This is a genomic window from Paenibacillus sp. oral taxon 786 str. D14 (assembly GCF_000159955.1).
Lineage (GTDB): Bacteria > Bacillota > Bacilli > Paenibacillales > Paenibacillaceae > Fontibacillus > Fontibacillus phoenicis.
Genome location: NZ_GG696006.1, coordinates 1 through 13,777, shown reverse-complemented (window position 1 = coordinate 13,777; position 13,777 = coordinate 1). Strand labels below are relative to the sequence as shown.

The window sequence follows — 13,777 nt, the reverse complement described above, 5'->3', positions numbered from 1 at the left end:
AGCTGGCAGCAGCAGCGAAGCGCTGATCACCGGCATCTCCTTGCTGGTGCTCCTAGCCGCTGCAGGCTTCGTCGCTTTCTTCCGCCGGAAACGGCTATAGAAAACTGCAAATGTACATCTTTTTTCGAGCCAAAATGGCTATTTTGAGCAAATGCCTGCAAAAGTGCAGTTATTTTTCTCGAAAATCCGCAATTTCGCTTTAAACGAACAAAAAGCCTGCACTTTTGCAGGTTTTTTGCTATTTTACGATAAAAGTTACTCAAAAACTGTATTTTTGCAGGAATCGGGACAACCGAGCGAGGCAGGACATCATGCTACTGCCCCCCCATACACCCTACACCCCTGCCTCCCTATACTCCGTTGGCGTCATGCCGGTTACTTTTTTAAAGACCTGGGTGAAGTAACGCGGGTCTTGATAACCTACCATCGGGGCGACTTGGTACACTTTGACTTGGCTGTTCTTCAGAATATACTTGGCCTTTTCGATACGGCATTCCGTCAAATACTCGAGGAACGTGTAGCCGGTCACCTGCTTAAACAGCAAGCAAAAATGGCTGATGCTCAAATCGGCGCGCTCTGCGACTTCCTCCATGCTGAGGTCCTTATGATAGTTGCTTAAAATGTACTCCTGCGTCTTGGCGATCACATTCTGCACGTTGTCCTTGATCTGGCTCTCGCGGCTTTCGCTGATCCACCGGCCAAAGTTCGCTTTCAGCAGCCCGATCATTTCACTCAATGTTCCGAGGGACTGCAGCTCCTGCAGCAAGCCTTCCAGCGACCACTCTGACAGCAGGTGCATCTGCTCGTATTGCCGGAACATGACCACTGTCAGTTCCACGATCATCCGCTCGGCGGCTTCCTTCGAGAAGGCCTGCTCTTCGAGATATTGCTTCGTTTCATCCAATGCGGACAATAGCCGCTCCCGGTTCAGCGTCCGAATGCTGTCCAGGAGCACCGCTTCCAGGTGCTTCGGATATTTGGCCTCCCGATCGGCCCCGGGCTCCCGGCTCGGTTGATCGATGAACACGCCCGCCCGGTCGCTGTAAAACCGCTGATACAACGCCCTTGTGGCGCTTTGGTACGCCTCGCTCAACCGCTCCAGCCCCGCCGCCGTTTGGCTGAACCCGATGGAGCAGGACAGCTTGGTATAGAGCTGAATCTGGCGGACGGCATCGCTGCCCAGCTCCTCCTTCTGGCTGGAGAGCGTACTCGGGAACAGCAACACCCATTCCCCTGCGTGAAAAGGGAACATCGTCAGCGCCCCATGCGCCACCGACCATTCCCCCAAAATGTTGCGCATCGCAAATAACCACAGCCGCCGCTCCTCCGGCGACCACTGCTCGTTCAGCTTGACGAAATGATCCAGTTGGATCACCGCCATAAAATAGTCCTGCATCAGCTCGCTGTTCTCCAGCCAGCGCATATGCTGCAGATGACTTTGGCTCTGGTTGCCTTCGATAAATTCGGCAAACATCCGCTCCCTCGCCAGCATCGACAACACCTGCACCGAGTGCAGCAGCTTATCGTTCTCCGCCCGCTTCTCCAACGTTCTCTTCGCCCGCCGGATCATCTCGATCAGCTCGTCATGGTCGATCGGTTTCAGCAGATAATCAAACGCTCCTTCCCGCAACGCCTCGCGGGCATATTCAAACTCCCCGTAGCCGCTGACGAAAATAAACAGCCGATTGGCATTCTCCGCCAACACTTCCTTCATCAACGTGATTCCGTCCATCCCCGGCATGCGAATGTCGCTGATGACCATATGCGGGGACAGCTCGCGGATGAGCTCCAGCGCTGCTTCGCCTCCCCGCGCTTCTCCGACGATTTCCAGGCCCAGTTCCTCCCAGGGCACGGCGACTCGCAAACTTCGCAAAATCACCGGTTCATCGTCCACCAAAATGACCCGATATTTCTCACCTTGTGCTACCATCCTGCACCTCCAGCCGTCTCCGCCGGCAACGAGCTTCTGCGAAGCTGCCAATATTGCGCCGACGTTTGTTGAATCTGTTCCAACGCCTCCTCGGGCTTCGTCCGCTTGCTGATCATTTCCTCCAATACCTTGAGGAACGTTTTATTTACCTCGGGAGGAAGCACGTTATCGTAAGGGACAAAGCTTTGGCTGCTTTGTTCCATCATTTCAACTACTTGAGCAAACACCGGTCCCGTTTTTTCTGAGTCATACGTAATCTTCATCGAAGGAATACGCAAAGCCTCATAAACGATACGCCGTTGCACCTCTTCGGAATAAAGAGCCTTCAGCAGCTCCTGCGCCGCTTCCCACTTGGCCTCCTCCAGATTGGAGGATAATCCGATTCCGATGGTATACCCTCCGGCGATCGAGCGGCTGCCCCCCTCCGTCAGCGACGGGAACGGGATCACGCCGACCTGATTCTGAAAGCCTGCCGGCGCCTTCTCGTTGTGGAACAGGTTGATGTCCCAGCTCCCGTTCAGGTACATCGCCGCCTCACCGCTGGTGAACCGTTCGATGGCTTCCTCCGTTGACAGGTCGTTGGCCGGCTCGTAGAAGGCGTTCTCATCGATCCAACTTTTCAATTGCTTATAAGCTTTCCAGTAATAGGGGTTCTGAAAGCTTAACGACTCGTCGCCTTGCACCAGCTCATTGATCAGCCCCGGCCCGGCATACCGGTCCATCAAATAATGGGCGAAGATAGCCGCCGGCCAGCGTTCCTCGTTACCCAGCGCAAACGGCGTGATCCCGTGAACGGTCAACACGTCTATAACCTTGTTCAAATCCTCCAGCGTCTCCGGAGGCTCCAAGCCCAAGTCATTAAAGATTTCCTTATTATAAAACAGCGGCTCCGCATTCCCTTCAATCGGCAACCCGTAAATATGATTGTCGAAGGTCCATAAATGCAAATCCTGAAACTGTTGCTTAAGCCCATTTTCCTCTACGAAATCCGTTAAGTCCATCAGCCGGTTGGAGCGGACGTAAGGCTCGATTTCAGCTCCCCCAAACAACACAAACATGTCGGGCGGCGTCCCGGTAACCATTTCGCTCTTCAGCTTCTGCTCGCGGTGGACGGTCTGGTCCATTCCCTCGAAGTTCACCTTGACGTTGGGATGCGTCTCTTGGAACTTGGCCACAACGTCCTCGACGATGTTCAGCATCTGCCGGTCATGCTCCTTAATCCAAAAGTGGCGGAAGGTTAAAGTGACCTTCTCGGTCTGCTTCTCCTCGATTGGCTCGTGACCGGCGCCCGCGATGATCAACACGGAGATTGCCAGCACTACGGCGTAGACGGCGATCCAGCCCCAGTTCAAAAACCATTTTTTCATGTCAACCGCCTCCTTCCTCCGTCGTTATCGTTTCGCCGCTGCCAAATCGTGGAGAAGCTTCGGAATGCGGATGCGGATGGTCGAGCCATGTCCGGGAGATGAACAGATCAGGATGCCGTAGCGGCTGCCAAACCGGATGCGCAACCGCTCATGCACATTTCGAAGTCCAACCCCGGTTCCCCGGTAGTTTTTATTGCCTTCGTCCTTGCTCCACAAATTCATCAGCCGATCCAAGCTGAAGCCCGGCCCATTATCCGTCACATCGATCATAATATCCCGGTCATCTTCCTTCGCTGTAATCGAGATCAGCCCTTTTTCCTTCATCGGCTCGATCGCATGGTACAGCGCGTTTTCCACGATTGGCTGGACGATCAGCTTCTGGGTCAAATAGTGTTTCAGCGACTCGGGGATTTCGATCTGATAGTCGAACTGCTCCTCAAAGCGGAACTTCTGAATATCCAGATAATGCCGCACATGCTCCATTTCCATGGCCAGCGTAATAAGTTGTTGGTTTTCGCTAATGCTGATGCGCAGCAGCTTGCCGAGCGAGACCACCATTTTGCTGATCTCCTTGTTCCCCTGCAAAACCGCCAGCGAATTGATCGATTCCAGCGAGTTATAAATAAAATGAGGATTGATCTGAGCAACCAGCGCCTGAAGCTCGAACTCCTTCTTCCTTGCCTGCTCGGTCTCTACCTGTTCAATCAGCTCAGAGATTTGCGTGCTCATCCGATTAAAGCCATCGACGAGCAAATCCGTTTCGTCTTCGCTGCGCACGGAAGAGGTAATCGGCACAAATATCCCCTGCTGCACCCGCTTCATCCCGTTAACCGCACCGATGATGCTGCGCACCAATCGACGGACGAAAAACCGGTCGAACAGAAAGGCCGAAATCAGCGACACCAGCACCAACACAATCGCGATGTTGCGGATCGAGTTCGATTCCGAAGCGATCAGCTTACTGGGCGTAATGGCCACAAGATACCAATCCTTGTTATGTGAAGGCAAGTAGGTGATCAGCGAGGGTTCGCCTTGATATTTGGTGGTATAATACCCTTTCCCTTCCGGCTCCTCCTGGGTCAGGAAAGGAAATTCCGTGCGCTCTCCGATATACGAGCCGGACTTGTCGAACACGATATTCCCCTGCTTGTTCACGAGCAAGATATCGCCCTGCTTTAACGTCACAGCATCCCAAAACACTTGATCCAAAATATCTGGCTTCACGTAAATCACTAACGCGCCGATATCCTCCAGAGAGTAGTAATCCTTAATTAATCGGGCTTGAATCAGCACCGGCTTCCCGGAGGCGGCCGAACCGTTCTCCCCCGGCCCTACCCAAACCGGGCGGCCTTCGGCGGTTTCCATCGCCCCATACCAGCTTTGCTGCTTCAATTCCTGAAGGGACATCGCCTCATTAAACTGGTACTGCAGTTTGTCCTTGGAATACAGGCCAAACGATGTAATCATCGGGTGGTTGATCAGGTTGTTGATGTCCTGCTTTTGCTCATAGGTCACCGCAAAGTTCGGCTGCTTCACCAACTGCTGGATTAATGGCTGCGCGATCGCCGAGTTCGAGACGGTCGTCACCTCGTTTAACGCAAACTTCAGCTTGCGGTCGGTTTCAAGCAAGGAGACCCAATAGAAGGTATTCGATTTATTCTCCATGGCCCGCGAGAAGCTGTAATACGAGATGGAGCCCATCAGAATGACGGGAATAAAGACGAGAAGAATAATAGCCAGCAAGATTTTTCGACGAAGCTTCATTTCGTTCCTCCTATGTTTCTCCTACTCTATTATTCTTCATACCCCAGCAGATTCCCTTGCACCTTTCGACAAAGCGAAATTCGCAAGAGGGCAAGCCCCTTGCGAATCTGTTTTAACGTATCCTTTCATGACCTATGTTCAACCATCGTTTCTAGCAGCTGCGATGGCTTTCTCCCATTCCTTATGCGGATTCGCTTTGTTCTCAAGCACGTTCTGGAGCGCATTCTTGAGCTTCAAATCAACTTGCTCAAACCGCGGACCACGGTAGAACGGTTTGACGCGTTGCGCCGATCGGGCGTAAGCCTCCGAGATCACCTGTCCTCCAAAAAACTCATCTTCTTCGGCCAGGAAAGCCGGCTCGTTATAGACAGACGGAATTGATGGCATCTGCCCGTTGGCTTGAAACGACTTCAACTGTTGCTCCTTGTTGGTTAACCAGGTAATAAACTCGTAAGCTTCCTTCGGATGCTTCCCTTCCTTCGGCAACGTCAGGAACGAGCCTCCCCAGCTGCCGGAGCCTTCAGGAATTTGCGCAATCCGCCACTTGCCGGCTGTCGCCTTGGCGCTGCGGATCGTGTCCTCCATCCAGGTTGGGCCGAGAATGACGCCTACATTCCCCTCGCGAATCGCTTGTTCCCATTCGGGAGAACCAAGTGCCCAGCTGCCAATCCATCCTTCTTGAATGCCTGTTACCGTAAAATCGTACGCCTTCTTCACCTGCGGATTCGTGTCCGCGATAAAGGAGCCGTCAACCTTATTAAAGTAAATCACGTCCGTCGATTGGTCGCGCAGGCCGTTATACACTAATTCTGCCGAATCGGCAAACGGGATTCCGGTTTCCTTCGTAAACTGCTTTGCTACCGCGGCAAATTTATCCCATTTGTTGATCGCGGCGCTAAATTCCTCGGGATCGGTTGGAAGTCCGGCTTGTTCCATTAAATCCGCGCGATAGTAAACCACCGTCGGACGGACCTCGGCCGGCAAGCCCATTTGAAAGGAACCGTCAGCCGTAGTCGCTTGCTTCCACGCCCAATAGAGGTAGTTCTGTTCGATGCTCTTCGCGCCAAAATCATATAGGTTATAAAACCGATCTGGTTGATCCATCAACCGCTGCATGGACTCCTGATTTAACATCAAAATATCCGGGGTTTCTGTCCCAGCGGACAAGGCTGCCTCTAAGCGGTCATCTTGTTCGATTGAATCTGTTGCCTTGCTGAATCGGATGTGAATATTAGAATGCTCCGCCATATATTCCTGGGCCAGCGCTTCGTAATGGGCATCTTCCAGCGCCCAGAACGTCAGCTCAATCGGGGAACCTAGACTGCCATTGGTCAGGCCCGAAGCGATGCTCTCCTCATCATTCGCCGCATTGATCACGCTGTATGCGCCTAGCAAAGAAATCATCATGGCGGCAACCGGCAGAACAGCCAACCATTTTCCTCTCTTCATTGCGGTTGATTCCTTTCCTGCATCCGAATTTATACCTTTAGTCTAGCGAAATCAACGCGGATTTTTGAGGAGGCAATTTTGCGATTTCAGGTTGGAATTTTTCCGATCCCAGGCAACAAAAAGCCGATTCTCCACTTCAATCCGTGAAGAATCGGACGCTCTTTTCCATATTTATAGTAAACCTGCAACTTGCCCGCGTTCGTCAAGATGAATCCGCTCCGCAGCCGGATGCTTTGGCAGCCCGGGCATGGTGACGATTTTACCGGTATGGACGACAACAAAGCCGGCACCTGCGGATAAGGTAACGTCCTTGACTTGTACGGTAAATCCTTCAGGGGCGCCTAACAGATTCGCCTGATCGGAGAACGAATACGGCGTCTTCGCCATGCAGACCGGCAGCCGGCCGAAGCCCTGCCGCTCCAGCTCCTCGATTTGGGCGGCCGCTTTGGCGCTTAGCTTGATGCCCTCGCCGCGGTAAATTTCCCTAACCACCGTCTCGATTTTGGCCTTGAGGTCCAGATCATCGGGATAAAGCGGAGTATATTGTGCGGTCTCCTGCTCCAACATGCCCAGCAGAGCCAACGCCATCTCCCTGCCGCCTTCACTGCCTTTCGCCCAAACGTCCGACAGCTCTGCCTTAACGCCCAACCGGGCGCATTCCTCTTTCACAAGCGCAATCTCATCTTCCGTATCACTGGTAAAATGATTAATCGCGACCATCACCGGCACCCCAAATTTGCGAAGGTTCTCCAGATGCCGCTTCATGTTGGGCAATCCGGCTCGCAGCGCTTCCATATTGGGCTGGTCCAGCTCGGTCTTAGACGCTCCGCCGTTGTATTTCAACGCCTTCACCGTGACGACCAATACAGCTGCATCCGGCTTCAAACCTGCCTGCCGGCATTTGATGTCGAAGAACTTCTCCGCGCCCAAGTCAGCTCCAAAGCCCGCTTCTGTCACAACGATATCCGCCAGCTTCAAAGCGGTCTTCGTACCGATTACGCTGCTGCAACCGTGGGCGATATTGGCAAACGGTCCGCCGTGCACGATTGCCGGCGTTCCCTCCGCCGTCTGCACCAGATTGGGCTTGATCGCATCCTTCAGCAGGACGGTCATCGCATCCACAGCGCCAATCTGCGCTGCGGTGATCGGCTCGCCTGCCATGTTCCGGGCCACGACCATCCGGCTCAAGCGGTCCTTGAGATCCTGCGCATCCTCACTGAGGCATAACACCGCCATGACCTCGGAGGCCGTTGTGATCATAAATCCGGATTCGTGCACGCTCCCGTTTCCTTCGCCTAGTCCTACGACGATTTGCCGCAGGCTGCGGTCATTCATGTCCATGGCCCGTTTCCACAAGATCCGGTCCGTGTCGATCTGCAGGGCATTCCCTTGAAAAATATGATTATCCAACATCGCCGCCAGCAAATTATGCGCGGATGTAATGGCATGCAGGTCTCCGGTAAAATGCAGGTTGATATCCTCTGAAGGGAGCAGCTGCGCTTTATTGCTGCCGGTTGCACCGCCTTTCATGCCAAAGCAAGGTCCAAGCGACGGCTCCCGCAGCGCCGCAATGGTTGTCCGCCCGATGGCATTCAGCGATTGGGCTAGTCCAATCGTCGTTAACGTTTTTCCTTCTCCAGCCGGCGTCGGATTCATCGCGGTCACCAGCACTAATTTTCCATCCGGCCGGTTGCGAGACTCTTCTCGGATGCTAGCATCTATTTTCCCCTTATACCGTCCATACAATTCGATATGTTGTTCGGCAATTCCACACGATGCGGCTACTTCCAATATCGGCTTCATTCCACTCCGCTACCTCCATCTATCTCGTTCTTTTTTTATCCCGAAAATCTTATAGAAAGAATTTATCCTTATTGTACATGAAATAGATGGAAATATGCGTGATGGATTTCGTCCTGAATCCCGATTGCAGCACTACTTCGGAAAAACATCAAGGGCCTTCGGCGTAAGCTGCAGGCCCCTGTTCGATTTATAAGATCCATTGTACCCACAAAGGCAAGAGGACCAGTGTGAAGATCAGCGTAGGCGGGATGACGATCATCGTCACTTTCAAGTAATCATCCCATGTAATTTTGACGTGATGTTTTCTAAGAAGATGGAACCAGATCAACGAAGCTAACGTCCCGATCGGCAATAACAATGCACCGATATCACTGCCAATGACACTAGCCAGATAAGAGATCTTTAGCGTCAGAGGGTCCAGCTGCATTTCGGTGAGCGTCATCGTTCCGATCATTAAAGCAGGGTGATTATTGAAAAATATGGAGAGTAACGTCATAACTCCTCCCATGAGCAAGCTGGCGTTCAGCATGCCGTCGTGGATCAGAGGATTTACAAGCGAAATGAGAAAATTCGTTAATCCGATGTTGTGTAACCCAAAAATGATAACATACATGCTGAAAGCGAAAACCAAAATATGCCACGGAACCTTGCGAAGCATATCTGATGGCGGAATCTTCAAACGGTACCATCTCCACCCTAGCAATACACAAGAGCCAAGTACAGCAGCCAGCTCTACGGGAATCCCGTAGTAAGAGGCAACAAATAAACTGATGCGTACGATGAGCACGAATAGCAATATTTTTTGCATAAATTTCGTATCTTGTTTCAAGGGCTCGCGATACGGCGCAGCCTGCTCCAACCCATCATCGGATTCAAGGCTTAATCGCGGTGCTTTTAACGGATGTGCCCTCAATCTGGGCGGCAGCTCTTTCGGCAATTGACTATAGAATACGAGAAATAGTAAACCTACCAGCACAATCAACCCTAAAATTGCAGGGACAAACATCATCATCGTGTGCGTATATAAGTTCATCCCAACCATATTAAGTGCAATCAAGTTCACGATGTTGCTGAATCCGATCGGGGCGCTGGAGGCTGTTGCCACTAAAGCTCCGGATAAGAGATAAGGGATCTTCTGATGGTTTTTCAACTTAAATTCTCTTAGCAATAGCAGTAATATCGGTGTCGTAATGAGAATGCTGCCATCATTATTAAAGAACAGCGTCATTAAAAAACACATCAGGTTCACGTACCAAAACAAGCGGATCCCGGAGCCCCTGGATCGGTAAGCAAGTCCCTCGGCTGCCCAATGAAAAAAACCGAAGCTTTCCAAGACAAGCGCCATAATAATCGTCGCCATAATCGTGATCGCCGCTCCGCTCACGGTCTCTCCGATATGAAGCAGATCGGAAAAGTTCACTGTCCCGCTGAGTAAGACGATGACAGCCCCGATCGTGGAGGGGAAAGCTTCATTGAGTCCCCTTGGGCGCCACAAGATTAGGATGGTGGTTAGAACAAATGCGAGAATCGTTAAGCTTGCAGCTGTAAGCTCTATCAAGTGACCACCTCCATTCTCCAATTGTTTCTGCTCTAGCCGGCCGATTATTTACCGCTGACACGACCAAGGTATTCGTACTCAGCCTGCTGAACTTCAACAACAGGAGCATGGGCAATCGTTTCTTCCTTGACCGAAGGTTTTAACAACGTATAGAGTCCCAACCCCGAAAGTACAATCAATACAAGGACAACCATTTTCTACTCCCCCCTTAAGGCAAATGGACAGACTTAATATGCTGAATATTCCATATCACCGATTCCCCGTCAGCTAAAACAAGGTAAAGCAAACCTCGATCAACGGATTGAACGATCCCGAATTTATCCGGCGCTTCCCCATGATCGAGAACCGCCAAACTCCCTTCCATCTTTTTAAGTTGTTGCTCAAACGTTCGGGCCAAGGTCAGACCGGTAGGCTTCACGTTTAATCTTTCATTTTCTAAAGAAAAGGGAGGTTTGTTGGCCGGATAAGGCATAATTAACTTCACATGATCCAATGGGACATACACGGTATGAAAAACCGTAGAATAGAATACAAGGTAATCGTTCATGACGCTGGTTAGATAACCGCTAAGCGTATGAACACCCGTCAGAAAAACTTCCATAAAGACGCCTCTGGCGTTAAATAACGTTTTCCGAAAAGAAATCGACTCTCCCGCTGCCCATTCCAGCGGGTTTTCGTACAAGGTTCCCTCATTATCTTTCTCAGGAGATGGAATAACCCGGAAGTGATGAATGTGCTTCGTTGGAATGTAGTAATAGCGCTCTTGTCTGAAGATGACGACGATATCATCTCCTGCATCAATTAAGAGCCCTGTGTCTAGTTGTGGTCTGCCGCTAATGGTGAGTTCGATATGTTGTCCGATGCGAGAAGTTAGCATAGGCATCGTATACCTCCTTTATCATGAGCATCGTGGTGAGGGAGAGAGGCAAGCCATTTGTGAGCTTGGCGCTTACGACTGGAATAAGCGGGTCCTTTCCCAAATTTTAAAGAAGGCGGCGCCCCAGGCACCGCCTCAATGACTGAAGGCTTTCGTTCCATTCTTAGAGAAAAGGATCCCATTTCTTCTTGGAGGATACCTTGGAGGATCCTCCTTGCCGTTTTTTGGCCGATTTTTTCACATTTTTGCTCGACTTTCTGGTCCCCCACTGGTAGCCGCCAGTACCTACACCCCAAGTGGAGAATCCGCCGGTTCTTCCCGGGTTTCTGCCGCCAGTTCCAGCGCCGCGCGTTCTGCCTTGCGTGCGGTTTCTGCCACCAGTTGCAGAGTCCCCTTCTCTGCCATGCGTGTGGTATCCATCATGAGAATGGTCTCCATGCGTGTGATCTCTGCCTTGCGTGCGACCTCTGCCCTGCGTGCCGCCTCTGCCTTGAGTGCCGCCTCTTCCCTGGGTGCGGTTTCTGCCGCCCGTCCCGGCACCGCCGGTTCTGCCGCGATCTCCCCTGCCGCCAGGTCCGCCTTCGGCAGAAGAGACCGTACCTTGTCATTCTGGCCAAGGACGGCACGGTTTATATCAAAAACGCTCATGTGAAGAGCTTTAGTCAAAACTTGGGCACGAAAGGGAAAACCAAAGGAACGATGGGGAGAACTGGCCAATCCATTATTCGTTCGTACAATTTCGATGGCGTTCTTCGTGCCCTGAAACACAAAAAAGTGCAAATTAACCGCGGAGGTCCTGAGAAGATCGAAGGGGTCATCTCGGATTATGGCAACGATAGTGTATACCTCATTGTAAATAATGAACTCGTACAGGTTCAAACCTATCATATCAAGAGTGTGACTCTGCGCAACCGCTCGAGCAGCAACAGTAGCAGCAACAATAGCAGCAATAGCAGCAATAATAGCAACAACAGAAACGGCAATAACCGAAACAGCAATAGATCCAACAACAACAGAACGGGAGGAAGAACCGGCGGCAGAACCGGAGGTAGAACCTCGGGCAGCAAAAATGCTATACGGGTAAGCAACCCTTTCTCGACTTGCGGCCCGCCAATATCTAGTAGGATCTGATGGTGCAGGAGGCTGGAGAGAAGTTCATTAAATCGAGGCGCCATGATCACTTCAACTTCTTGGCTGTAGTTCGTCGGGACTCTCTTCCATCTCGTTTCGGACAAGCTGTCAATATAAGCCGAATGGTAGTAGAGTATGCGACGATTTTTCGTTTGTACGGCCACATAATCATTCTGGATGCTTACTAATCTGCCAATGATGAAACCTGGTTGACCACGATTAATACAAACTTCCTTACCTATGAGATACATTAATTGACTCAGCGATTGGTAGCAGGCCACGTTCCTCCCCTCCTTTCATTTGCCCCCTAGCGGGAATTGTAGTACATCATATGTCGATGACTAACCTTTGTCCTAGTCTGATATCTATCATCTATAAATTTCCACTTCTGTAACTAAAGTAGAATTGCCTACAAGAATCAAAGAAAGAACCTTCCCTGTTGCCCTAGGTTAAAGCGGACCATCCGACTACTGCCTGCATATTCTGGATATTAAAGTGAAATGCGGCAGGCTTCCGCAAGAAAGGTGATCAGGTTGAGGTTCCCCGTTCGTTCGCTTCAAATCGGCTGGTCAGACCAAGCAAAGCTAGAAAAAAGCGTATGGGATGACCAATACGCCAACGCATTACTGATGACGGATAACATTAAGGAGAACGTCAAAATCCGTTACCGGGGTGGACACACCCGTTATTACGACAAGAAATCCTACGAGCTTCGCATAGGTCACAGAAGCATCCATTACAACGTGGAGTGGGATGACCCTACCATGATGAGAAACGCACTCTCTTTTCGTTTTTTTGAGAAAATAGGGGTCCCGAGTCCAAGAACGAGACATGTTTACCTTGTTATCAATGGAGTAAATCAGGGGCTGTATCTGGAGATTGAAGGGGTAGATCGGTCGTTTTTTACCAAAAGGAAGGTGAACACGAGCTCGCTGCTCTATGCGATCAATAACAACGCCAACTTTCGGCTGATTGGAGAGGGGGGAAAACGTAAGCGCAATCTGGCTTCTGGCTATGAGCTGGTGATAGGAACTTCGCAGGAGTTGGCGCGAATCTCGCGTTTTGTGGAACGGATTCATACCCTCAAGGGGCGAAGGCTTCTAGCTTATATGAAGAAGCATTTAGATATTCCGGAGTATTTACGGTGGTTAGGCGGGGCGGTGTGCACCGGCAACTTTGACGGCTTTACTCAAAACTATGCCATCTTCCGCAAGAAGGGCAGCCTCAAATATCAAATGAGCCCTTGGGATTACGAGGGTACCTGGGGGAGAAACAGTTACGGGAAGCTCAGCGACATCGACAACGTCCGGATCAAAGGATACAACGGGCTGACCCAAAAGCTGCTCTCCTTCCCCTCGGTTCGGAGGCAATATCGCAAGACACTGAAGGAGATTCTGGAGCGACATTTTACGGTGAGTCAGCTGGCTCCAACGATTAACTCACTTCACTCCTCATTGATGCCTGCGCTTATGGCCGATTCCACGCGTAAGTACTCCACCGATGTCCTCCTGTCAGACCGTCAGGTCATTCTGGATTATATCGCGAAACGCCGTGAATATTTGCTCCGCGAGCTTGAGAAGTAGTGATGGGATGAGGTAGGTACGGTAGGTAGGCTGAGATGGCGCGCTTTTCGGTATTTGCACGCGTGCCCCTACACGCCGCTCTACGCGATTGCACGATTCCTGCAAAAATACAGTTATTTTGCGGGGGAGTGGCCGTTTTGCCTGGAATGCCTGCAAAAGTGCAGGCTTTTGGGGCCGATTTGCTCGAATTGACCTAAATCGAGAAAAATAACTGCACTTTTGCAGGCTTTGACCGAGAAATCGAGATTTCTCCGAAAAAAACTGTACTTTTGCAGGTTTCCAGCTCGGGGCAAGCACAAGTCAAACACAAAAAGA

General features: G+C 51.1%; 12 protein-coding genes. 1 reads left to right on the top strand and 11 read right to left on the bottom strand.

Going from position 1 to position 13,777, the window contains the following annotated elements; genetic code table 11:
• Positions 1–334: 334 nt before the first annotated feature.
• The 10 genes from POTG_RS22315 to POTG_RS22880 form a co-directional block, all read right to left on the bottom strand.
• A complete protein-coding gene (locus POTG_RS22315; protein ID WP_009227120.1) occupies positions 335–1,930 on the bottom strand; it encodes a response regulator in 1,596 nt (531 codons plus the stop codon).
• Positions 1,924–3,297 (bottom strand): ABC transporter substrate-binding protein, encoded by a 1,374-nt coding sequence (locus POTG_RS22310; RefSeq protein ID WP_009227119.1) that lies wholly within the window; start codon positions 3,295–3,297, stop codon positions 1,924–1,926. Before POTG_RS22310 ends, POTG_RS22315 begins: the two co-directional genes overlap by 7 nt.
• A gap of 24 nt (positions 3,298–3,321) precedes the next feature.
• The gene (locus POTG_RS22305; RefSeq protein ID WP_009227118.1) at positions 3,322–5,061 is read right to left on the bottom strand and encodes a cache domain-containing sensor histidine kinase; all 1,740 of its coding nucleotides are present in this window, start codon (positions 5,059–5,061) and stop codon (positions 3,322–3,324) included.
• Between the two features lie 138 nt (positions 5,062–5,199).
• Positions 5,200–6,510, bottom strand: a complete 1,311-nt coding sequence (locus tag POTG_RS22300) for an ABC transporter substrate-binding protein (RefSeq protein ID WP_009227117.1) — start codon at positions 6,508–6,510, stop codon at positions 5,200–5,202.
• A gap of 171 nt (positions 6,511–6,681) precedes the next feature.
• Positions 6,682–8,313 (bottom strand): formate--tetrahydrofolate ligase, encoded by a 1,632-nt coding sequence (locus POTG_RS22295; RefSeq protein ID WP_009227116.1) that lies wholly within the window; start codon positions 8,311–8,313, stop codon positions 6,682–6,684.
• A gap of 187 nt (positions 8,314–8,500) precedes the next feature.
• On the bottom strand, positions 8,501–9,871 hold the full coding sequence (locus POTG_RS22290) for an arsenic transporter (protein ID WP_009227115.1): 1,371 nt from the start codon (positions 9,869–9,871) through the stop codon (positions 8,501–8,503).
• A gap of 44 nt (positions 9,872–9,915) precedes the next feature.
• Positions 9,916–10,065: a hypothetical protein gene (locus tag POTG_RS24125; protein ID WP_009227114.1), complete on the bottom strand. Its 150-nt coding sequence runs from the start codon at positions 10,063–10,065 to the stop codon at positions 9,916–9,918.
• Between the two features lie 14 nt (positions 10,066–10,079).
• Positions 10,080–10,754 carry a hypothetical protein gene (locus POTG_RS22285; protein WP_009227113.1) on the bottom strand — a complete coding sequence of 225 codons (675 nt, stop codon included), beginning with the start codon at positions 10,752–10,754 and terminating at the stop codon, positions 10,080–10,082.
• A gap of 279 nt (positions 10,755–11,033) precedes the next feature.
• Positions 11,034–11,636: a hypothetical protein gene (locus tag POTG_RS22280; RefSeq protein WP_036646720.1), complete on the bottom strand. Its 603-nt coding sequence runs from the start codon at positions 11,634–11,636 to the stop codon at positions 11,034–11,036.
• Entirely contained in the window at positions 11,633–12,160 is a 528-nt protein-coding gene (locus POTG_RS22880) for a hypothetical protein (protein WP_050769834.1), read from the bottom strand. Before POTG_RS22880 ends, POTG_RS22280 begins: the two co-directional genes overlap by 4 nt.
• 252 nt (positions 12,161–12,412) lie before the next feature.
• Here POTG_RS22880 and POTG_RS22270 point away from each other — a divergent pair, with 252 nt between their 5' ends.
• Positions 12,413–13,462 (top strand): CotH kinase family protein, encoded by a 1,050-nt coding sequence (locus POTG_RS22270; RefSeq protein WP_198136243.1) that lies wholly within the window; start codon positions 12,413–12,415, stop codon positions 13,460–13,462.
• 113 nt (positions 13,463–13,575) lie between these two features.
• On the opposite strand, the gene POTG_RS25050 is transcribed toward POTG_RS22270, so the two are convergent.
• On the bottom strand, positions 13,576–13,777 hold a 202-nt coding region (locus POTG_RS25050; RefSeq protein ID WP_036646717.1), incomplete at its 5' end, for a hypothetical protein.

Excerpts from the sequence above, each read along its gene's own strand:
- POTG_RS22315 (WP_009227120.1), bottom strand. The coding sequence starts at position 1,930 with ATGGTAGCACAAGGTGAGAAATATCGGGTCATTTTGGTGGACGATGAA.
- POTG_RS22310 (WP_009227119.1), bottom strand. The coding sequence starts at position 3,297 with ATGAAAAAATGGTTTTTGAACTGGGGCTGGATCGCCGTCTACGCCGTA.
- POTG_RS22305 (WP_009227118.1), bottom strand. The coding sequence starts at position 5,061 with ATGAAGCTTCGTCGAAAAATCTTGCTGGCTATTATTCTTCTCGTCTTT.
- POTG_RS22300 (WP_009227117.1), bottom strand. The coding sequence starts at position 6,510 with ATGAAGAGAGGAAAATGGTTGGCTGTTCTGCCGGTTGCCGCCATGATG.
- POTG_RS22295 (WP_009227116.1), bottom strand. The coding sequence starts at position 8,313 with ATGAAGCCGATATTGGAAGTAGCCGCATCGTGTGGAATTGCCGAACAA.
- POTG_RS24125 (WP_009227114.1), bottom strand. The coding sequence starts at position 10,065 with ATGGTTGTCCTTGTATTGATTGTACTTTCGGGGTTGGGACTCTATACG.
- POTG_RS22285 (WP_009227113.1), bottom strand. The coding sequence starts at position 10,754 with ATGCCTATGCTAACTTCTCGCATCGGACAACATATCGAACTCACCATT.
- POTG_RS22280 (WP_036646720.1), bottom strand. The coding sequence starts at position 11,636 with ATGATAGGTTTGAACCTGTACGAGTTCATTATTTACAATGAGGTATAC.